22 protein-coding genes are annotated in these 20,896 nt (G+C 60.7%); 11 read left to right on the top strand and 11 right to left on the bottom strand.

Features of this window, described 5'->3' with window-relative positions; all coding sequences use genetic code 11:
- Nucleotides 1-7 precede the first annotated feature (7 nt).
- Nucleotides 8-667, top strand: a complete 660-nt coding sequence (locus tag ACQZ60_RS04025) for a glutathione S-transferase family protein (protein WP_020812500.1) — start codon at nt 8-10, stop codon at nt 665-667.
- A 179-nt stretch (nt 668-846) separates the two neighbouring features.
- Here the strand turns inward: ACQZ60_RS04025 and ACQZ60_RS04020 are convergent, their stop codons facing one another.
- Together ACQZ60_RS04020 and ACQZ60_RS04015 are read right to left on the bottom strand one after the other, a co-directional pair.
- Nucleotides 847-1,467: a glutathione S-transferase family protein gene (locus tag ACQZ60_RS04020; protein ID WP_020812501.1), complete on the bottom strand. Its 621-nt coding sequence runs from the start codon at nt 1,465-1,467 to the stop codon at nt 847-849.
- Between the two features lie 134 nt (nt 1,468-1,601).
- Entirely contained in the window at nt 1,602-2,600 is a 999-nt protein-coding gene (locus ACQZ60_RS04015; protein WP_031234361.1) for an asparaginase, read from the bottom strand.
- Between the two features lie 73 nt (nt 2,601-2,673).
- On the opposite strand from ACQZ60_RS04015, the gene ACQZ60_RS04010 reads away from it, so the two are divergent.
- Entirely contained in the window at nt 2,674-3,426 is a 753-nt protein-coding gene (locus ACQZ60_RS04010) for a DUF3750 domain-containing protein (protein ID WP_020812503.1), read from the top strand.
- Between the two features lie 4 nt (nt 3,427-3,430).
- Here ACQZ60_RS04010 and ACQZ60_RS04005 read toward each other — a convergent pair whose 3' ends face one another.
- On the bottom strand, nt 3,431-4,774 hold the full coding sequence (locus tag ACQZ60_RS04005) for a chloride channel protein (RefSeq protein ID WP_448734792.1): 1,344 nt from the start codon (nt 4,772-4,774) through the stop codon (nt 3,431-3,433).
- Between the two features lie 150 nt (nt 4,775-4,924).
- Here ACQZ60_RS04005 and ACQZ60_RS04000 point away from each other — a divergent pair, with 150 nt between their 5' ends.
- Together ACQZ60_RS04000 and ACQZ60_RS03995 are read left to right on the top strand one after the other, a co-directional pair.
- Entirely contained in the window at nt 4,925-5,197 is a 273-nt protein-coding gene (locus tag ACQZ60_RS04000) for a YlcI/YnfO family protein (RefSeq protein WP_080833754.1), read from the top strand.
- Nucleotides 5,194-5,493, top strand: coding sequence for a type II toxin-antitoxin system RelE/ParE family toxin (locus ACQZ60_RS03995; protein ID WP_448734791.1), 300 nt, complete (start codon nt 5,194-5,196; stop codon nt 5,491-5,493). The genes ACQZ60_RS04000 and ACQZ60_RS03995 overlap by 4 nt, the downstream gene beginning before the upstream one ends.
- Before the next feature lie 3 nt (nt 5,494-5,496).
- Here the strand turns inward: ACQZ60_RS03995 and betA are convergent, their stop codons facing one another.
- The 3 genes from betA to betI form a co-directional block, all read right to left on the bottom strand.
- A complete protein-coding gene (betA, locus tag ACQZ60_RS03990; protein WP_448734790.1) occupies nt 5,497-7,146 on the bottom strand; it encodes a choline dehydrogenase in 1,650 nt (549 codons plus the stop codon).
- A gap of 216 nt (nt 7,147-7,362) precedes the next feature.
- A complete protein-coding gene (gene betB / locus ACQZ60_RS03985; RefSeq protein ID WP_448734789.1) occupies nt 7,363-8,835 on the bottom strand; it encodes a betaine-aldehyde dehydrogenase in 1,473 nt (490 codons plus the stop codon).
- Between the two features lie 12 nt (nt 8,836-8,847).
- On the bottom strand, nt 8,848-9,468 hold the full coding sequence (betI, locus tag ACQZ60_RS03980; RefSeq protein WP_035218469.1) for a transcriptional regulator BetI: 621 nt from the start codon (nt 9,466-9,468) through the stop codon (nt 8,848-8,850).
- A gap of 221 nt (nt 9,469-9,689) precedes the next feature.
- On the opposite strand from betI, the gene ACQZ60_RS03975 reads away from it, so the two are divergent.
- From ACQZ60_RS03975 to ACQZ60_RS03950, 6 genes are all read left to right on the top strand, one after another.
- The gene (locus ACQZ60_RS03975) at nt 9,690-10,238 is read left to right on the top strand and encodes an HdeD family acid-resistance protein (protein WP_168207980.1); all 549 of its coding nucleotides are present in this window, start codon (nt 9,690-9,692) and stop codon (nt 10,236-10,238) included.
- A gap of 242 nt (nt 10,239-10,480) precedes the next feature.
- The gene (locus tag ACQZ60_RS03970; protein ID WP_080852536.1) at nt 10,481-10,717 is read left to right on the top strand and encodes a ribbon-helix-helix domain-containing protein; all 237 of its coding nucleotides are present in this window, start codon (nt 10,481-10,483) and stop codon (nt 10,715-10,717) included.
- A 182-nt stretch (nt 10,718-10,899) separates the two neighbouring features.
- Nucleotides 10,900-12,702: a GGDEF domain-containing protein gene (locus ACQZ60_RS03965; protein WP_020812512.1), complete on the top strand. Its 1,803-nt coding sequence runs from the start codon at nt 10,900-10,902 to the stop codon at nt 12,700-12,702.
- A gap of 88 nt (nt 12,703-12,790) precedes the next feature.
- Nucleotides 12,791-13,804 carry an NAD(P)H-quinone oxidoreductase gene (locus ACQZ60_RS03960; RefSeq protein ID WP_448734788.1) on the top strand — a complete coding sequence of 338 codons (1,014 nt, stop codon included), beginning with the start codon at nt 12,791-12,793 and terminating at the stop codon, nt 13,802-13,804.
- 62 nt (nt 13,805-13,866) lie between these two features.
- Nucleotides 13,867-14,148, top strand: a complete 282-nt coding sequence (locus ACQZ60_RS03955) for a toxin-antitoxin system TumE family protein (protein WP_003520460.1) — start codon at nt 13,867-13,869, stop codon at nt 14,146-14,148.
- Nucleotides 14,145-14,510, top strand: coding sequence for an HVO_A0114 family putative DNA-binding protein (locus ACQZ60_RS03950; RefSeq protein WP_448734787.1), 366 nt, complete (start codon nt 14,145-14,147; stop codon nt 14,508-14,510). Before ACQZ60_RS03955 ends, ACQZ60_RS03950 begins: the two co-directional genes overlap by 4 nt.
- Before the next feature lie 702 nt (nt 14,511-15,212).
- On the opposite strand, the gene ACQZ60_RS03945 is transcribed toward ACQZ60_RS03950, so the two are convergent.
- The 5 genes from ACQZ60_RS03945 to ACQZ60_RS03925 form a co-directional block, all read right to left on the bottom strand.
- Nucleotides 15,213-16,253, bottom strand: coding sequence for a sulfate/molybdate ABC transporter ATP-binding protein (locus ACQZ60_RS03945; protein WP_003520463.1), 1,041 nt, complete (start codon nt 16,251-16,253; stop codon nt 15,213-15,215).
- An 11-nt stretch (nt 16,254-16,264) separates the two neighbouring features.
- Complete coding sequence (gene cysW / locus ACQZ60_RS03940) at nt 16,265-17,137, bottom strand: sulfate ABC transporter permease subunit CysW (protein ID WP_020812516.1); 873 nt, start codon at nt 17,135-17,137, stop codon at nt 16,265-16,267.
- Entirely contained in the window at nt 17,130-17,987 is an 858-nt protein-coding gene (cysT, locus tag ACQZ60_RS03935) for a sulfate ABC transporter permease subunit CysT (protein ID WP_003494311.1), read from the bottom strand. The genes cysW and cysT overlap by 8 nt, the downstream gene beginning before the upstream one ends.
- 191 nt (nt 17,988-18,178) lie before the next feature.
- A complete protein-coding gene (locus ACQZ60_RS03930; RefSeq protein WP_035262358.1) occupies nt 18,179-19,204 on the bottom strand; it encodes a sulfate ABC transporter substrate-binding protein in 1,026 nt (341 codons plus the stop codon).
- A gap of 245 nt (nt 19,205-19,449) precedes the next feature.
- Nucleotides 19,450-19,890, bottom strand: coding sequence for an RrF2 family transcriptional regulator (locus ACQZ60_RS03925; protein WP_003520468.1), 441 nt, complete (start codon nt 19,888-19,890; stop codon nt 19,450-19,452).
- Nucleotides 19,891-20,094: 204 nt separating this feature from the next.
- Here ACQZ60_RS03925 and ACQZ60_RS03920 point away from each other — a divergent pair, with 204 nt between their 5' ends.
- Nucleotides 20,095-20,877 (top strand): phosphoadenylyl-sulfate reductase, encoded by a 783-nt coding sequence (locus ACQZ60_RS03920; RefSeq protein ID WP_161987652.1) that lies wholly within the window; start codon nt 20,095-20,097, stop codon nt 20,875-20,877.
- Nucleotides 20,878-20,896: the final 19 nt, after the last annotated feature.

Here is a 20,896-nt window from a genome sequence, read left to right as displayed (position 1 = left end):
AAATTCGATGTTGACGATCTACGGTGTCTACCGTTCCCGCGCCACGCGCACGCTGTGGCTTGCGGGTGAACTGGGCATAGAATTCAAGCATGTGCCAGTCATACAGGCCCGCCGCCTTGCCGATCCGCTGGCTGCGGATGCGCCGCTCAACACGCTGTCTCCCGCCTTTCTCGCCGTCAACCCGATGGGCACCATTCCCTGCATCGAGGATGACGGCATGGTGCTTTACGAATCCATGGCCATCAATCTTTATCTCGCCCGCAAATATGGCGGACCGCTGGCTCCCATCGATCTGAAGGAAGATGCGGCGATGCTGCAATGGTCCTTCTTTGCCGCCACCGAAGTCGAAACCAATTCGCTGAAGATTTCCTCCGCCATTGCCGAAGGCCTGTCGGAAAGCGATAGCGGCAAGGCCGTGATCGATGTCGCCGCCCGCCTGCTGAAACGCCCCTTCCGGGTGCTGGAGCAGCATCTTTCCAGCCATGATTATCTGGTGGGCGACCGTTTCACCGTCGCCGATCTCAACGCGGCGGAAATCGTTCGTTACGCGCAGGGCCACAAGCCGCTGTTCGATGCCCATCCGGCGCTGAAAGCCTGGCTGGATCGTTGCCAGGCCCGCACGGCGTTCAAGACGATGTGGGATACCCGCGCGGCCGAGGCGGCCTGAGCGGGAGAACATTCCGCGATCCTTCTTTCTCCACCCTCATTCCTGTGCTTGTCACAGGAATCCAGCCGACGCGCGTCTGCGCGGCGGGGAGAGTTCTTTCAGCCCAAGGACTTGGGCTGGCTGGATCCCTGTGACAAGCACAGGGATGAGGGAGCAGGACAAGACCGAGTTGGGGCCTCTCAGCCCCTCTCGCCCTCCAGCGCCCGCTGCACTGCCGGGCGGTCGTTCATGCGGCGGAAGTGGTCGTGCACCTTCGGAAAGCGGGCAATATCCACGCCATCGCTTTCCAGCCAGCCGGACATGACGAAAAGATAGGGATCGGCAACCGAATAGGCCGTACCAAGAACCCAGGGACCGTGCAGCATGCCGTGCTCGATCAGTTCGAAGCACTCGCCCATGGTCTGCGGCACCTTGGCTTTCATATCGGCCAGCGAACTATCCTCATTCGCCCAGCGGCTGCCGCGCCGGCCATGCGCGTGGGCGACATGCACGGTGGAGGAAATGAAGGCGTTGAAGGACTGCATCAGCGCGAATTCAAAGGGATCGTCGAGCGGTGCGAGCTTCTTTTCCGGCGCCATCTGCGCGATGAAGGCGAGGATGGCGGGCGTCTCCGTCAGCACGCCGCTTGCCGTGGCCAGTGCGGGCACGCGGCCCTTCGGATTGATCTTTAAAAATGCCTCGGAGCGTTGCTCGCCCTCCGCGAAATTGACGCGGTGGGCCTTGTAAGGCAGGCCGGCTTCCTCAAGCACGATATGGCTGGCGCGGGAGCAGGAACCGGGGGAGAAGAACAGTGTGAACATGGATATGCGACCTCCAAAGCAATGAAGCGCCCGTTTCTTCCTCATGCGGACGCCGCCCCTCGGCGGCCATGGGATGGCCGTCACACGCAGGGCACATCATCATCGTGCCCGCAACCGGCCGCGTCAAAGGTTATTTAAAGCCCGACGACGCGGATATCGCCGACATGGATGCCGTTCCAGTTGCGCATCTGCCGGTTCGCCATGCCGCTCAAAGCCTGCTGCTCGGCGCTGCCTTCATCGAAATAGCGCGCAAGCAGTGCCGAGACCATGGCTTCCGCCGCACGCGTCGTGCCGTCTTCGCATTTAACCGCCATGGCAATTCCCTTTTCCGGCAGGGCGGCGACAAAAACGCCCTCCGCGCCGGTCTTTGCGAAGATTTTTCCCGGCGCGATCTGCATCAGTTTCGTGCAGGCGCGGCCCGTGCCCGCAACGTAAAAGGGCTCCGCCATGCAGGCCTCGACGAGACGGCGCGAAGCTTTCGCACGGCCCGCTTCCAGCCCCCTGCCCGTCGCCATTTTCGCGAAACCATGCGCCAGCCCTTTGAGCGGTACGGCATAGGTGGGGATGGAGCAGCCATCCACGCCGCAATTGGCCTGACCGAGAGCAGCACCCGTCAGGCTTGCCATCGTGGCGCGGATTTCCCGCTGCAGCGGATGATCGTAACCGACATAGCCCTTGGGGTCAGTGCCGGTGTGACAGCAAGCGCAGATGAAGCCCGAATGTTTGCCGGAACAATTATTGTGAAGCGCCGTCGGCTTTTCCAGCGTGCGGGCCTGATGGATGATGGTTTTCTGGTCGGAAGACCAGTGCGCGCCGCATTCCAGCGTATCCACATCCCTGCCCGCTTTCGCCAGCATCGAAGCGGCGAGCTCCACATGCGCGTCCTCGCCGGAATGGGAGGAGCAGGCAAGCGCCAGTTCGCGGTTGCCGAACTGATAGGCATCCGCAGCACCGCTTTCCACCAGCGGCAGCGCCTGCATGGCCTTGCAGGCGGAACGCGGGAAGATGCCGCGCTCGATATCGCCAGCCGAAAACAGCACGCCGCCATCGCCATCCACCACCACGGCAAGGCCATGATGGCGGCTTTCCACGAGGTTGCCGCGGGTGACTTCGACGGTAACGGAATTGTTCATTTTCGCAGCCTCAAAAAATTCTGATTTCATGTGGTTGATACCGCAATTGATTTTTCGATGCACGGGGCTATCAGTGAAATTTGCAAAACGTCTGCTGCTGGCGATTGCCGTTATCTATCTGCTTCCCGCACTGGCATCGGCCGGGCTGTGGGCCATGCGGGACCATCCGCAGGGCTGGCGCGATGCCCGCTGGTCTTCGTCCGGCGTCCTTCCCCAGGCGGACGCCGATGAACAGGCTGCGGTCTATGTGTTTTCCGCCATGACGGGCGGCTTCAAGGGCTCTGTCGCCAGTCATGCCTGGATCGTGCTGAAAAAGCCGGGCGCGAAAGCCTATGACCGCTATGACAAGGTGGGTTGGGGCACGCCGATCCGCCGCAATGGCTATGCGGCGGATGCCTTCTGGTATTCCAACACACCGCGCCAGGTGGTGGCCATTCATGGCGCGGAAGCGGAAAAGCTGATCCCGAAGATCGAAAAGGCGATTGCCGATTACCCCTATGGCCGGCCGGGCGGCTACCGCATCTATCCCGGCCCCAACTCCAACACCTTCGTCGCCCATGTGCTGCGCAGCGTGCCGGAACTCGGCGTTGTGCTGCCGCCGGATGCCGTGGGTCGCGATTATCTGCCGGACGGCGCGTTTTACCACATCGCCGACGACTGGAAGGACGCGAGCGTTTCGCTCGGCGGTCTGTTCGGCATTTCGGCCGGTGCGCGCAGCGGTTTCGAGATCAATTTTCTCGGTCTTGTCGCCGGCATCGATTTCAGCCGGCCCGGCGTGAAGATACCGGGGCTCGGTTATTTCGGCGTGGCGGGCATCCGCGCATAAAAGGTTAGGTTTCGCTGGCCTGAGCAGCGCGTCTGGCGCGGATGCTCTGGGCGATGAAGACCCGCGACAGGCCGTGATAAAGCGGCTCGCGCGAGAAAAGCCGCGACGTCAGATATCCCAGCATCGATGCGGCCATGATGGGCATGACGCCTTCATGATTGCCGGTCATTTCAAGGATGATGACAAAGGCCGTCATCGGCGCCTGCACCACGCCTGCAAAATAACCCGCCATGCCGACGATGGCGCCAAGGCCGATGCTGGTGCCGAGCAGGGTGGCCATGGTGCTGCCGAAACCCGCGCCTACTGACAGCGACGGTGCGAAAATGCCGCCGGGAATGCCCGACATCATGGCAAGGAACGTCGCCGCCAGTTTTTCGATGAAGAAGAATGCCGGCGCGGCCTCGCCCTCGATTGCCGCGCGCGCCTGTTCGTAACCGGTTCCGAAGGTCGCGCCGCCCGTTGCGATGCCGAGGACGGCGGAAGCAAGGCCGCAGGCGGCGGCGATCGCCAGCATCCGCTTCAGCGGCATGGCCTGGGCGAAGCGCCGGATGCGGGCGGAAAGACGCAAGGCGCCTGCGCTGAACAGCGCACCGAACGCACCGCCGCCAATGCCGCAGACCAGAACCAGCAGCCAGTCCATGGTCGTTTTCGCCATCACCGAACTGGTGCCGAAATAGGTATAGCTGCCGACCAGCGCCAGCGAAGCGAGGCCCGACAGGATGACGGCGGTGAGGACGAGACCATTGGCGCGGGATTCATAGGTCTTGCTCATTTCCTCAATGGCGAAGACAATGCCGGCGAGCGGCGTGTTGAAAGCCGCCGCGATGCCCGCCGCCGAGCCAGCGAGGATGAGACCCTTCGCCTGCGCCATGCCGCCCCAGCGGGCGGCCTGCAGCATGATCGAAGCGCCAACCTGAACGGTCGGGCCTTCACGGCCGATGGAGGCACCCGACAAAAGCCCGGCCACCGTCAGTACCACCTTGCCAAAGGCGAGTTTCAGCGACAGAAGCCGCGAACGGTCCGCATCTTCCCGCAGGTGCCGCGCGGCGATCGCCTGCGGAATGCCGCTGCCGCCGGCATTGGGGAAAACCGTGATCGCGAGCCATGCGCAGAGCGTGAAGCCGAGCGGCGTGATGATGAGCGGCAGCAGAAACGCCCATTCGCCCGATGAGGTTGCCGCAAAGAAAAGGTGCTGGGCCCGATCCGACGCCCACGCAAAGCCAACGCTGATAAGGCCGACCGCAATCGCGCCAATCCAGAAAACCGCCCTCGGCCTCCACACCCGCCAGGAGCCCCACACGACACGGGAACGGCGGAGCATCTTCAGCTTTTTGTAGTCGACGGGCATGGCGGTCCAGATCGGTGATTTCGGTATTGTTTCTCGGGCGGGATGCCCGTTTATCCGCCTCTCGGGCGGGGATTGCAAGGTTTTGCATTTGACAGACCGCCCCTATCGGCGCATTCTACGCATCGCAATTGCAACGCATGGAGACGCAATATGAAAACGGCGACATTGCCTTCGCTGCGGGTAACGGCGGATTTTCGCGAGGCGGCAGAAAGCGTGCTGAAGGACGGCGAAACGCTCTCTTCCTTCGTTGAGGATTCCGTGCGCAGGCAGGTGGAAATCCGTAAATCACAGGCAGAGTTCATTGCGCGCGGGCTGGCCTCGCTCGAAGAATCCAAACGGACGGGGATTTTTTATTCGGCCGAAGAGGTGCATGCGGAATTGCGGGCGATGCTCGCCGCCAAGAAAGCTGAGCGTGGCGAGTGACCTTCAATCTCCGGTACACGATTGCGGCCCGAGCGGACATAACCCGGCTATATGATTTTTTACTGGAAAAGGATTTTTCGACGGCGGAAAAAGCCGTGGACCGCATCATTTCAACGATTGAGGGACTGAGCGAGTTTCCTTTCGCAACGCGCAAGGCGCCTGGGGACAACGTACTCTTACGAGAACTAATCGTTCCGTTCGGATCTGCCGGTTACATCGTCCTCATTCAAATCGAAGATGCGGAAACCGTGTCCATCCTCGCGATCCGCCACCAGCGCGAGGATGATTACCATTGACCCTCACCGGTCGCTGACGGCCGCGCGCGGGTTTACCCACGGTTCCTGATTGGAGCGTGGCAGCGGGGTCTTGCCGAGAATATGATCCGCCGCCTTTTCGCCGGTCATGATCGACGGGCCGTTGAGGTTGCCATAGGTCACATGCGGGAAGATCGAGCTGTCCGCCACTCTCAAGCCCTCCACCCCGATCACGCGGCATTCGGGATCGACGACGGCCATCTGGTCGTCCCTGTCGCCCATGCGGCAGGTGCCGCAGGGGTGATAGGCGCTTTCCAGATGTTCCCGCAAAAAGGCGTCGATCTCCTCATCCGTCTCCACGTTTTCGCCGGGCTGGATTTCCGGCCCGCGAAAATCGTCAAAGGCTTTCTGGCTGAAGATGTCGCGCGTCAGGCGCACGCAATGGCGGAATTTTTCCCAGTCTTCCGGGTGGCTCATATAGTTGAAGCGGATGACCGGGTCGTCATGTGGATCTGCGGAACGCAAGGTAACATTCCCGCGCGATTTCGACAGGTTGTAACCCACATGCACCTGAAAACCATGACTTTTCGCCGCCGCTTTGCCATCATAGGAAATAGCGACCGGCAGGAAATGATACTGGATATCCGGCTGTTTCAGACCGGGTGCTGAGCGCAGGAAGGCGCAGGCCTCGAACTGGTTGGAGGCGCCAAGCCCGCCTTTCGACAGCAGCCATTGCGCACCCGCCACGCCCTGCCAGAACCATGGCAGCCAGGAATAGAGCGAGACCGGCTTGGTGGAGACCTGCTGGAAATAAAATTCCATATGGTCCTGAAGATTTGCGCCCACGCCCGGGCGATCCGCCTTCACCTCGATGCCCATGTCTTTGAGATGCGCGGCGGGGCCGATGCCTGAGAGCATCAGCAGTTTCGGCGAATTGAAGGAGGATGCCGAGACGATGACCTCGCGATTGGCCGTGATGGTTTCCACCACGCCCTTGCGCTCGATCTCAACGCCAATGGCGCGGCCGTTCTCGATGACGACCTTGCGGGCGAAGCCGTTGACCAGCGTGACATTGCCGCGCTTCAGCGCCGGTTTCAGATAGGCATTGGCGGCGGACCAGCGGCGGCCATTATGGATGGTCTGCTCCATCAGGCCGAAACCCTCCTGCTTGGAGCCATTGTAATCGTCAGTCAGTTCGAAACCGGCCTGCGCGCCGGCCTGAATGAAGGCGTGGAACAGCGGATTGTTGACCGGGCCGCGCTGCACATGCAGCGGCCCATCCGTGCCGCGCCAGCCTTCCTCGCCGCCATGGCTGTGTTCCATGCGCTTGAAGTAAGGCAGCACATCCGCATAGGCCCAGCCATGCGCGCCAAGCTCTTCCCAGCGGTTAAAATCCTCGGCATGGCCGCGCACGTAAACGAGGCCGTTGATGGAGGACGAACCGCCGATAACCTTGCCGCGCGGTGCCGTGATGCGGCGATTGTCGAGGTTCGGCTCGGGCTCGGAGAGATAGCCCCAATTATAGCGCTTCATGCTCATCGGCCATGCGAGTGCGGCCGGCATCTGGATGAAAGGGCCGAAATCCGACCCGCCTGCCTCGATGACGATCACCGAATAACGGCCGTCTTCCGACAGGCGATAGGCGATGGCGGAGCCTGCGGAACCCGAACCGACGATGACGTAATCTGCTTGCATTTCGAAATATCTCCAGAATGAACATCTGCGCCTGTGGCTCACCCCCCTCTGCCCTGCCGGGCATCTCCCCCTCAAGGGGGGAGATCGATATGCGGCGAGGTTGCGCCCATCTCAACGTCAGCGAATGAAGTGGTGGTGCCGCCGCTTGCCGATCTCCCCCCTTGAGGGGGAGATGTCCGGCAGGACAGAGGGGGGGTAAGCCCCACGCACCGACCGTCAATAAGGCGCGTCCACCTTCCCCGTGCTCACATAAACCGTCTTCAGCTCACTATAATGCTCCAGCGCGGCCGCCGAATTCTCGCGGCCAAAACCGGATTGTTTCGAGCCGCCGAAGGGAATTTCCACCGGGCAGAGATTATAGGTGTTGATCCACAGCGTGCCCGCCTCCAGCCGGTCGACCACGCGATGAGCGCGGACGAGATCGGCGGTGAAGACGCCGCCGGCGAGACCGAATTCGGTGGCGTTGGCGCGGGCGAGAACCTCGTCCTCATCGTCGAAATCCAGCACGCACATGACCGGGCCGAAGATTTCCTCGCGGGCGATGGTCATGTCGTCGGTCACATCGGCGAAGACGGTCGGCTGCACATAGGCGCCCTCGCCCGAAACATTGTTCGGAATGCCGCCGCCGGTGATGAGCGTCGCGCCCTCTGCCTTGCCCTTTTCGATATAGAAAAGGACCTTCTCCTGCTGGGCCTTGGAAACCAGCGGACCGAGATGGGTGGCGTAGTCGAGCGGATCGCCGAGGATCATCGCTTCGGTGCGGCGCTTCAGGTTTTCGAGGAAACGCTCCTTCGCCTTTTTCTGCACGAAGACACGGGTGCCGTTGGAGCAGACTTGGCCGGAGGAATAGAAATTGCCGAGCATGGCCCCGCCGACAGCGCTTTCGATATCGGCATCGTCGAAGACGATTAGCGGCGACTTGCCGCCGAGTTCCATGGTCACGTGCTTCAGATGCCCGGCAGCGGCAGCGGCCACCTTGCGGCCGGTCGGGACTGAGCCGGTCAGCGAGACCTTGGCCACATCGGGGTGATTGACCAGCAGCGGCCCGGTATCGCGATCGCCCTGAATGACGTTGAACAGGCCCTTTGGCAGACCGGCTTCGATCAGGATTTCGGCGATCTTCAAGGCGCCGAGCGGAGTGTTTTCCGAGGGCTTGAAGACCATGGCATTGCCGGCGACCAGCGCGGGAGCGGCCTTCCAGCAGGCGATCTGCTGCGGATAATTCCAGGCGCCGATGCCGACGCAGACTCCGAGCGGCACGCGCTTGGTATAGGCGAAATCGCCGCCGAGCGGGATGTAATCGCCGTTCAGCGCGGAAGGCGCGATACCGCCGAAAAATTCGAAGGCATCCGCACCGGACGTCGGGTCGGCGACGATGGTTTCCTGAATGGGCTTGCCGGTATCCAGCGTCTCCAGCGTCGAAAGCGCATCGTTGCGCTCGCGCATGATATCGGCGGCGCGTTTGAGGATGCGGCCGCGCGCCATCGGGCTCATCGCCGCCCATTCCTTCTGTGCACGTTTGGCCGCGGCGATGGCGCGCTCGACGATAGCGGGCGTTGCCGCATGCAGCTTCGCGATCACCTCGCCGGTGGCCGGGAAGATGCTCTCGAACGGCGTGCCGGCCGTGTCTTCGACATAATCCCCGTCGATGAAATGCGAGGCTTTCGGCTGCGCCTTGAGCGTGGTCATGTCGAAGTCTCCTTAAAGAACGCGGATGGAAGGCTTTTGGCGCTGTCCATCGGGAAATGATTTGAGCTGCATGTCGAAATAATCCTCGACAAGCGCCGGTGCGGAGGCAAGGCCGAGCGGCGCCGAGCGCAGGCTGTGGCGAATATAAAGCCCGTCGATCAGGGCCGCCGCCCCTTCCGCGATGCGCGCGGCATCGTCCGGCGGGCAGAGCCGGTTGAGGCTCGCCATGAGGTTTGACCTGAGACGGCGCGAATAGAGCACGAGCAGGCGGCGGGTTTCTTCCGAACGCTGCGCCTCGACATAAAAGGCAAGCCATGCAGCCACCGTTTCGGGCGTGAACTGGTCGCTCTGGAAGGAGACATGGACGATGGCGCTCAGCCTTGCGCGAGGGCCGGAAGCACGGGTCAGCGCCGCGACCGCATCGCGCCGCAGGTCACGCAGCAGGCTGCGGATGGTTTCGAGAAGAAGCTGCTGCTTGCTGCCGAAATAATGATGCGCAAGGGCGGCCGACACGCCCGCTTCCCGGGCGATGTCAGACATTGTCACATTCAGCGAACCATGGTGGCCTATGGTGCGAAGCGCCGCGTCCACCAGCGCCTTGCGGCGCAGAGGCTCCATTCCGATCTTGGGCATAAGCGTCTCCTTGATGGCGGCAAAATATTCTTGATTGATCGATCAATCAATAAAAAACGCGCCATTTCATGTCGCGGATTGGCGCCTGCGCGGCAGGGGGAGAAAACCGAAGCGGTTTTCCCGTCTTCCGGCTCATGATCTGGATCAAATCTTCGACAGGCGCATTGCGCTACGGTGCATTCGTGATAGCGTTACCCCCGACCGTTCAGGGAGACAGCGACATGACGCAGAGTCTCAATGCATCTGGATTTTCACCGCTGAAAGCAAAGTGGGGCTGGTTGCTGGCGCTTGGCCTCGTTCTTCTGGCCTTCGGCATCATCGCGCTCGGCAATCTTCTGGTCGCCACCGTCGCCTCCGTCTTTTATGTCGGGGTCATGATGCTGATGGGCGGCGTGCTGCAGCTTTTTCATGCCTTTCAGGTGAAGGGGTGGGAAAGCGCGCTGTTCTGGACGCTGAGCGGCCTGCTTTACGCCATTGCCGGCGTCATCGCTTTCCAGAACCCCGATCTGACGGCGGCCGTGCTGACCTTGCTGATGGCGATTTCGCTCATTGTCGCCGGCATTTTCCGCCTCGTCGTCGGCTTCCGGCTGAAACCGGCGACGGGCTGGGGCTGGGTTGCCACGGCGGGCGCGGTGACGGCGCTGGCGGGTCTGGTGATTGCCGCCGGCTGGCCGGTCAACAGCCTCTGGGTGCTGGGCCTGTTTCTGGCGATAGACCTTATCATGCAGGGTTTTGCAACGATCGCTCTGGCCATGGCCATGCGATCATGAGGGTAGTATACGGCCCGTATCGGATCCATGCCGATCAGGGAAAAACTAAACCCCAATATACTGCAAATTGGGTATGGAACGCGTTTCGTGGTAAGATAAGCGATGATACCAATTTCGCTGGAAGCGGCGCCCAGACGAAAGCTCTTAAAAACGACCGCCCATAAAAGACCGCCCCCGCCCCGTCCGTAAAACGGGCATTTATCGGGTTCGCGTGGCGGCCATGGAAAGAAGGGAGTGATATCATGCCAATGGTGACAGTATCGATTTCCCCGGAACAGGCAGCGAGAATGCGCGAGGCCGTGAATTGCGGCGCTTACGCATCCGGCAGCGAGGTCGTCAGGGCAGCGCTGAGACTATGGGCGGCCTCCGCCGAACATGGCGTGGGCGCAAAGTCCACGGAGCCTGTCGAAGCGGACCGGGAACGCATGAACGTTGCGGAACTTTATGCCGCACACAGCGGGCATATCCGCCGGGCATAAGGCCCGGCGTAACAACCCTCCATATTGAAAGGGTTGTAACAAAACGTTCATCAAAGCTTCACAGTCGTGAAAGCTTTTGTTGACCTGTAATCTGCGATTGTTCGCCGCAAAAGAGACGGGTTCCCGATGGCGCATTCCACACGGCGCGTCACCAAAGGGACCGGCAATAGCGGAGAATAGAAATGCAGGCCGTCACGCTGGAGAACGATGTCATAAGGCGTTTTGCCTCCGGGCACATGTTTCCCATGGCGAAACTGGTGCTCGAAACGGCGTTTCAGCCGATTGTCGAGGCGACGACAGGCACGATCTTCGGTTATGAATCGCTGATGCGCGGCCATGACCGGCTCGGTTTTTCCAATCCGCTGGCGCTTCTCGATCAGGCTGCCGCGGATGGCGAGCTGAAGGCCTTCGAGCAGATGCTGGCGAGCCGGGCGCTGGCGAAATTCTCCACCCTGCCCGATTTTTCTTCCGCCACCCTGTTCCTCAATCTGGATGTGCGGCTGATCCCGCATGGCGACGCCATTCTCGACAAGCTCGTCGGCCATCTGGCACGGGCGGGCATTCCCGCCTCCTCCATCTGCTTTGAGCTTTCCGAACGTTTCGACAATACCAGCGTGCCGGAATTCACGGCGCTGATTGCCCGCATGCGCAAGGAAGGCTTCAAGCTGGCCATCGACGATTTCGGCGCCGGCCATGGCGAGATGAAACTGCTCTGCGACTTCCCGCTGGATTACCTGAAGATCGACCGGCATTTCATCACCGGCGTCGACCAATTGCCGCGCAAGCAGCACCTTGTGCGCAACATCGTCAACATCGCCCATGTTCTTGGCGTCAGGGTCATTGCGGAAGGCATCGAAACCGAAGCGGAATTTCTGACCTGCCGCGAATTCGGCGTCGATCTGGTGCAGGGCTGGCTGATCGCGAGGCCCACGGTCTTCACCAGCGAACTGCCGGAGAGCTTTCCCCACATCAACCGCATCGGCGTGGCGCGGCGCAGCAGCCAGACGCTGGATGAGATTCTCATCCGCCGCGAAATAGAGCGTCTTCCCACCGTCTTCGAGCATGACAGCGTCGACAGCGTCTTCGAACTGTTCCGCAGAAATCCGCAGCAGGCGTTTTTCCCGGTTCTCAACGCCAATGGCGAACCGCGCGGCGTCATCAACGAATATCACCTCAAGGAATATATCTACCGGCCCTTCGGCCGCGACCTGCTCAAGAACAAGATTTACGAGCGCACCATTTCCCATTTCGTCGATCCCGCGCCGATTGTCGGCCTCGATGCCGATGCCGACCAGTTGATGAACATGTTCGCCAGCATGGGCGGCAGCGCCTGCATCATCCTCACCGAAAACATGCGTTACGCCGGCATCGTTTCCGCCGCTTCGCTCATCAAGGTCATCAACGAAAAACAGCTGAAGATGGCGCAGGACCAGAACCCGCTGACGGCGCTGCCCGGCAACCGGGCGATTGGCGGCTTCATTGCCGACCGTTGCAGCGACGGCGACGAGGCGCGCTTCTTCTGCTATTGCGACTTCGATAATTTCAAACCCTTCAACGACAAATACGGCTTCAACGCCGGCGACCACGCCATCACCCTGTTTTCGGCCCTGATGCGTCGTTACTTTTTTGCCGGCGATTGTTTCCTCGGCCATATCGGTGGCGACGATTTCTTCATCGGCGTGCGCGACTGGACGGTGGAGGAGCTGACGGAAATCCTCGAGCGGCTGCTCAGCGATTTTCACGACGACGTCGCCGAACTCTATTCGGACGAGGACCGCGCCGCCGGCTGCATGAAAGGCCAGGACCGCCACGGCAACGAGCGGGACTTCGCACTGCTGCGCTGCTCCATCGGCGTTCTGACCTTGCCGAAAGGGCTTATCATCGCCAATCCCGAGCGGATCGGCAGCGAGATCGCGGGTGTGAAGGCGGCTGCGAAGGAAAACGAAGGTGGTCTCGTGGTGCGGGTGTTCGGCGAGACAAATTGACACTCGTGACAAACGGCCTCCTTCCCTAAGCGGTGCATCTGACCTACATCTTCAGGCGACGCCGACACGCGAGGAGTTGCCCCTGGCCATGCCCGACACCAAGACCCTGCCCGAAACAATGCGCTTCATCGACCTTCCCTCCCATGGCGGCCCGGAGGTGATGCGGCTTTCGCAAGCGCCTTTGCCGAAGCCCGCAAAAGGCGAGGTTCTGGTGCAGGTCGAGGCGGCGGGCGTCAACCGGCCGGATGTGGCGCAGCGGCAGGGCATCTATCCGCCGCCGAAGGATGCAAGCCCGATCCTCGGCCTTGAAATCGCCGGCGAGGTGGTTGCGCTGGGTGAAGGCGTTACCGAATTCAAGCTGGGCGACAAGGTCTGCGCGCTCGCCAATGGCGGCGGTTATGCGCAATATTGCACCGTGCCGGCCGGGCAGGCCCTACCCTTCCCCAGGGGTTACGACGCCGTCAAAGCGGCGGCTTTGCCGGAAACCTTCTTCACCGTCTGGGCCAATCTCTTCCAGATGGCGGGCCTCACCGAAGGGGAAAGCGTCCTCATCCATGGCGGCACCAGCGGCATCGGCACGACGGCCATCCAGCTTGCCAAAGCCTTTGGCGCGGAGGTCTATGCGACGGCGGGCTCAGCGGAAAAATGCGAGGCCTGCGTGAAGCTCGGCGCCAGACGGGCGATCAACTATCGTGAGGAAGATTTCGCCGCCGTCATCAAGGCCGAAACCGACGGCAAGGGCGTCGATGTCGTTCTCGACATGATCGGTGCGGCCTATTTCGAAAAGAACCTTGCCGCACTCGCCAAGGACGGCTGCCTGTCCATCATCGCCTTTCTCGGCGGCGCCGTGGCCGAAAAGGTCAACCTTACCCCCATCATGGTCAAACGCCTCACCGTCACCGGCTCCACCATGCGCCCCCGCACGGCCGACGAAAAACGCGCCATCCGCGACGACCTTGTCGCAGAGGTCTGGCCGCTCATCGAAAGCGGTCAGCTGGCACCTGTCATCAACCGGGTCTTTACGCTGGACGAGGTCGTGGAAGCGCACCGGCTGATGGAAAGCAGCAATCATATCGGCAAGATCGTGATGCGGGTGTCGTGACGCTTTGAGCTGGATCGTTGTTTTCATTGACAACACACCAACGTGTTGTCAAAAATAACAACATGAAGGCCATTCTGCTCGAAAAAACGCGCAAAGTGATCGACGAGACGGCCTTCTTCGAGGTTGTCCTGTGGCATCTGCCTGAGCCTGTTCCCGGAAGTCTCCATCCGTTCAAATATCGGCTGGCGCTGGTGATCAAAGGGGAATGTGTTCTGCGTTATGACAATGAGCGCGGCAAAGGCGATCATCGTCATATGGACGGGCGTGAAGACACCATCGCCTTCACCACGCTCGAAGCCCTGTTTGATGCTTTTCAGGCGGATATGGAAAGGATTTTGTCATGACCGCACTCACCGTCCGTCTCAGCACGATCAAGGATATCAAGAGCCGCTTTGTTGCCGCCGGTCATCTGGCCATGTCCGGAAAGCCGGTGGAGGCGAAACCGTCCGTCGAATTTTCCAGCTATGAGGACCTGCATCGCATTCTCGCGCCGCTTCGCCTTGCCATCGTCAAGGCTCTGGCCGGACAGGGGCCGCTTTCTATCCGGGAGGTTGCCCGTCGGGTCGGACGGGACGTACAGGCCGTTCATCGCGATGTGACGTCGCTCCTCCATGCGGGCGTTATCGACCGGAACGAGGCCGGCATCGAGTTTCCCTATGACAGCATCCACTTCGAATTCGACGTAAAGGCCGCGGATGCGGCATAGGCGCCGGCCGCCCGTTCAAAGTAATCCCTCTTGCATTACTGACGAATCGTACTACCTTCTAGTTATGTTCAACGTATCGGAAGGAGGTGATCCAATGTCTAGTGAGATTTCGGTCTCTGGTGCAGGCAATGGAAAGGGTGTGTTTTCGACGGGGCAGCCCTCGTTGTAAACCTCTTGCCTTCGGAACGTTGAGAAACAGTCCCGGGTCTGTAAACAGGACCAAACTCATGGAAGGGTCGCCTCTGGCGGCCCTTTTCCGTTTTTTGGATTGTGGGCGAGTACGTATGCTTTGGCTCATCTCTGCGTAGCTTCTTCCCTCATCTTTGTGCCTCATCCTCCTCCCTCATCTCTGTGCCTGTCACAGAGATCCAGCCAGACCAAGTCTTTGGGCTGGAAGGAGTCTTTTCGCCGCGCAGACGCGCGTCGGCTGGATTCCTGTGACAAGCACAGGAATGAGGGTGTGGGATATGCTAGCGCTGTAAATTCGGCGTCTTGTGTTGCTCGTGGCACCTCTCTGCCGTCATGCCGGTCCCCGGAACAAGCCCGAGGATGACCCGGCATCCAGCCGGTGCGCGTCTGCGCGACGAGAGGACTCCTTTCAGCCCAAAGACTTGGGCTGAAAGGATACCGGCTCGAGGCCGGTATGACGGAGAACTGGGGAGAGCGACAAATCAACGACCGTCAACTGCGGTCACGTCTCCCTTATTTCTTCCCGAACACCTTCCATCGCGTCGGCCGGAAGCGCAGTTCCGCGCCCACGGCCACGGCGGCGTTGAGCGGCACCTCGATTTCGAGGTGATAGGGTTCATGGCCGTTATTGGCGATGTCGATTTCGGCGATGCGGGTGCCTGCGAGGCGGCGACAGGTGGTGACCTTGCCGTAAAGCGCGTCCTTCTCTTGCGTCAGCACCACATCTTCCGGACGGAAGAAAAGCTCGCCCTCGCCAGAGCCGCTCTCGTCGATGCCGATGCTTTCGCCCTGGAACAGCACGTGGCCGTCGCGGATCGTCACCGGCAGGCTGGAGGATTCGCCGATAAAGGAGAAGACGAAGGGCGAGTTGGGCGTGTCGTAGACATCGTCCGCCGTGCCGACCTGTTCGATCTTGCCCTGGCTCATGACGACGACGCGGTCGGCCAGTTCCAGCGCCTCTTCCTGATCGTGGGTGACGAAGACGGTGGTATGGCCGGTGCGGTCGTGGAATTCGCGCAGCCAGCGGCGCAGTTCCTTGCGCACCTTGGCGTCCAGTGCGCCGAAGGGTTCATCGAGAAGCAGCACCTTCGGCTCGATGGCGACGGCGCGGGCAAGCGCCACGCGCTGGCGCTGACCGCCAGAAAGCTGCGAGGGGTAACGCTTCTCAAGGCCGGAGAGGTGCACCATGTCGAGAAGTTCGGAGACCCGCCTGCGGATTTCGGCCTTCGGCGGACGCTTGGCGGAGGGGCGCACCTTGAGACCGAAAGCGATATTGTCGGCCACCGTCATATGGCGGAACAGGGCGTAGTGCTGGAACACGAAACCGACATTGCGCTCCTGCACCGTGCGGTGCGAGGCATCTTCGTTGCCGAAGAAAATCTGGCCGGTCGTCGGCTGTTCGAGACCGGCGATGAGACGCAGCAGCGTCGTCTTGCCGGAACCGGAAGGACCGAGCAGCGCGATCAGCTCGCCGGAACGAATGTCGAGCGACACATCGTTCAGCGCCGGAAAGCGGTCGAACTGCTTGGTGATGCCGGAAACTTTCACTTCCATGAAGATGCCTTTCAATGCTTGCCGGCTGCGTTGCCCGCGCCAAAGCGTATTTCGAGAATGGTTTTGAGAATGAGCGTCACGAGCGCCAGACCGGCGAGCAGCGTCGCCACCGCAAAGGCCGCGCCCATATTGTACTCATTATAGAGTATCTCGACATGCAGCGGCATGGTGTTGGTCTCGCCGCGAATATGGCCCGAGACCACCGAGACGGCGCCGAACTCGCCCATGGCGCGGGCGTTGCAGAGCAGCACCCCGTAAAGCAGGCCCCATTTGATATTCGGCAGCGTGACATACCAGAAGGTCTGCCAGCCGGAGGCACCGAGCGAAATCGCCGCCTCCTCGTCGCCATTGCCCTGATCCTGCATCAGCGGGATCAGTTCGCGCGCGACGAAGGGAAAGGTGACGAAGATGGTGGCGAGCACAATGCCCGGCACGGCAAAGAGGATTTCGATACCATAGCTCTTCAGCCATGGCCCGAGCACGCTGTGGGATGAGAACAGGATGACATAGACGAGGCCCGATATGACCGGCGAGATCGAGAACGGCAGGTCGATCAGCGTGATCAGGAATGCCTTGCCCTTGAACTCGAATTTCGCAATCGCCCAGGCGGCCATCACCCCGAAGACCAGGTTGAGCGGGACCGAAATGGCGGCGACGAGCAGCGTCAGGCGAATGGCGGAGAGCGCATCCGGCTCGACAATCGCCTCCCAGAAGCTTTCCGCACCCTTGCGGAAGGCTTCGAAGAAGACCGAGACCAACGGCAGAACCAGAAAGGCGGCGAGGAACACGAAGGCGATGGCGATCAACGCCAGCCGGGCGGGAAAACTCTCGCTGGCGGGGTCGCGGAACGGCCGCGGGGACGTGCGGGAAGCGGTCTCAGACATAACCGTACCTCTTGCGGCTCCAGGCCTGGATGAGATTGATGAGGAACAGCATGGCGAACGAGATGATCAGCATGATTGTGGCGATGCCGGTCGCGGCCGCATAATTGAACTCCTCCAGCCGGATGACGATGAGGAGCGGCGCGATTTCCGAGACATAAGGAATATTGCCGGCGATGAAGATGACCGAACCATATTCCCCGACGCCGCGTGCGAAGGCGAGCGCGAAACCCGTGAGGATCGCGGGTGTCAGGCTCGGCAGCAGAACGCGGGTGATGGTCTGGAAACGGTTGGCGCCAAGCGTCGCCGCCACCTCCTCCACCTGCCGGTCGATTTCTTCCATGACCGGCTGCACGGTGCGAACCACAAATGGCAGGCCGATGAAGATCAGCGCGATGACGATGCCGGTCGGCGTAAAGGCGATCTTGATGCCGAAGGGTTCGAACAGCGAACCGACCCAGCCGCGATTGGCGTAAAGCGTAGTAAGCGCGATACCGGCCACTGCCGTCGGCAGGGCGAAAGGCAGATCGACGATGGCATCGACGAAGCGGCGGCCGGGAAAACGGTAACGCGTCAGCACCCAGGCGACGATGACGCCGAAGACCGCGTTGACCAGCGCGGCAAGAAATGCCGTTCCGAAACTGACACGCAGCGCATTCAGCGTGCGGCTATCCGTGGCAATCGCAATGAAATCTGAAAAACCCAGTTTCGCCGTGGACCAGACAAGGCCGCCAAGCGGAATAAGAATGATGAGAAACAGATAGGTCACTGTGTAACCAAGCGTCAGGCCGAAGCCCGGTATGACGCTCGACTGCCGCCATTTCCACCTGTTTCCGGAAGTATTGTTGCTCATCAAGGCTCCGGATAATCTTTAGTTTGGCGCATTTCCGGACAGGAAACCGGAGTCCGCTTTTCCTGGAAATGCTCTCTGGGAGCCGGTGTTCCCCGGCGTTTATTATAAAGTATCGACCGGCACGGTGTCCGGTCGATCAGGCTTTTTTTCTGTTGTCTCAGCGAACGGGCGATTTTCAGCCCATCATCCGCTTACTTTGCGGGCTTGTAAATCTGGTCGAAGATGCCGCCGTCACCGAAATGTTCAGGCTGCGCCTTCGCCCAGCCGCCAAACTGCGGGTCGTCGATGGTGACGAGCTTGATGTCGGGCAGCTGCTTGAGCAGATCCTTGGAGACCACGGCGGGGTTGGACGGGCGGTAGAAGTGCTTCGCCGCGATATTCTGGCCCTCGTCGGAATAGAGATATTGCAGATAGGCTTCCGCCGCCTTGCGGGTGCCCTTGGCGTCGACATTGGCGTCAACCACGGCGACCGGCGGTTCGGCAAGGATCGAGATCGGCGGCACAACGATATCGAAGGCGTCAGCGCCGAATTCCTGGCCGGCGAGATAGGCTTCGTTTTCCCAGGCCAGCAGCACGTCGCCGATCTGGCGCTGGGCGAAGGTCACCGTGGAGCCGCGAGCGCCGGTGTCGAGAACCGGCGCGCGCTTGTAGAGCTCGCCGACATAGGCCTTGATCTTGTCCTGATCGCCCTTGAATTCTTCGTTGGCCCAGGCCCAGGCCGCCAGATAGTTCCAGCGGGCGCCGCCCGATGTTTTCGGGTTCGGCGTCACGATCTGCACGTCGCCCTTCACCAGATCGCCCCAGTTATGGATGCCCTTCGGGTTGCCCTTGCGGACCAGGAAGACGATGGTGGAGGTGTAAGGCGAGGAATTATGCGGCAGGCGGGTGCGCCAGTCCTTGTTGATCTTGCCGGAGTTCTGGACGATGGCGTCGATATCGCTCTGCAGCGCCAGCGTCACCACATCCGCTTCCAGACCGTCGATGACCGAGCGCGCCTGCTTGCCGGAGCCGCCATGCGACTGCTGGATCGTGACGTCCTCGCCGGTGTCGGCCTTCCACTTCTTGGCGAAGGCTTCGTTGAAGTCCTTGTAGAGTTCACGGGTCGGATCGTAGGACACGTTGAGCAGCTTGGTCTGCGCGGCGGCCGAGCCAGCGCCGCCAAGTGCCAGTGAGAGGCTAAGCGCAACAACGCTCAAACCGGACAGAAGCTTGGACATCGGTATTCCCTCCTGATTGCGATGGCTTAACTCTACTGGTTGAGTAGAGTTGGTCAATGAGGCCGAATACGATCGAAAAAGTGTTTCCCGAGAGCGTTTTCCCGGGCAACAAATACAGCGCAGCATAAGCGAAAGGCGCAACAAGCGTCGTGTAAAACTTTGCTGAATGCAAAACCGTTTCACATTTTTGACGATTTTTTGCGCTGGCGGCGAAAAATATTATGGGGTTTTAGACGATTTTTTCGTCAGGCCGTCAAAAGCTCGGGCACTTCGACACCGGCCACGGCATCGGCGATGGTGGTGTTGAAAAGGATGTTGCGGGTGGCATCGGCCACGCGGGCAAAGACGTGGCGGATCTCGCACTGCTTCTCGCCGTCGCAATCCTCGCAGCGGCGATAGGCGGTCTGCGACAGGCAGGGCAAGGGGGCAAGCGGCCCGTCGATGAGGCGCAGCACCTCGCCGAAGGTGATATCCGCAGCCGGACGCGCCAAGAGATAACCGCCCTGCTTGCCACGCCGGCTTTCGACGAGGCGTTCCTTCTTCATTTCGAGAAGGATCTGCTCCAGAAACTTTTTCGGAATGGCCTGTTCGCGGGCGATGTCGGAAATCTGCACAGGACAGGCCCCGTCGGCCTTGGCCAGCGAAAGGAGCGCTCTCAGCGCATATTTTGCCTTCTGCGAAATCATCGTAAAACCAGTAGACCACAAGCCCGGAAACCCGGCAATTCCGGCTTAGCGCAGAAGTTGTCACAATTCAAATCCAAGCTGCGAAGAAGGTGAACGGGTATCTTTTGCTCATACCCTGCGCGCGTGAGGCATTTTTGCTCTCAAGTGCAGCGCACAAAGACTGTCATTTCTGTTCCAAAGGTCGGATTTCAACAATAATCGGCCATGGAAATCCCGGACGTGACAATGACGATCAATTCAGCAAATGCCTCTGCCGATGCCGCTTCCCTCGACGCCACGCTTGCCGGGCTCGATCTGGCGGGTCGGCTTTCGTTTATCGCCGGCCTCGGCGGGCGGGCGGTCTTCACCACCAGCCTCGGCATCGAGGATCAGGTCATTACGGCCGCCATCGGCACGCACCGCCTGCCGATCGACGTCGTGACGCTCGAAACCGGCCGGCTGTTCAAGGAAACCGTCGATCTCATCGACGAAACCGAAGAGCGTTTCGGCATCGAAATCCGCCGCTTCCGCCCGGAGCAGGACGATATCGACGCCTATGCCGAAAAATACGGTCTCAATGGCTTTTACGAAAGCGTCGAAGCCCGTCACGCCTGCTGTCATGTCAGAAAGCTGATCCCGCTCGGCAAGGCGCTGGAAGGCGCCGCCTTCTGGATCACCGGCCTCCGACGCGGCCAGTCGGGCAATCGCGCCACGACGCCTTTCGCCGAGTTCGATGCGGAGCGCAATCTCATCAAGATCAATCCCCTGGCTGACTGGGATATCGACCTCATCCGGGCGCATGTCGCCCAGGAGAACATTCCCGTCAATCCGTTGCATCAGCGCGGTTACCCCTCCATCGGCTGCGAGCCGTGTACGCGCGCCATCAAGCCCGGCGAGCCTGAGCGCGCCGGACGATGGTGGTGGGAAAACGACGAGAAGCGCGAATGCGGTCTTCACGTCGCCGGTGCGGAGCAGACATCCGCCGTTTCCGCCATCCCGCAACGATAATCATTCAGTACATTCCCGG

The organism is Agrobacterium sp. 22-223-1, assembly GCF_053522385.1.
The sequence above is the reverse complement of the archived record's forward strand: the minus strand, read 5'-3'. Positions and strand labels throughout refer to the sequence as shown.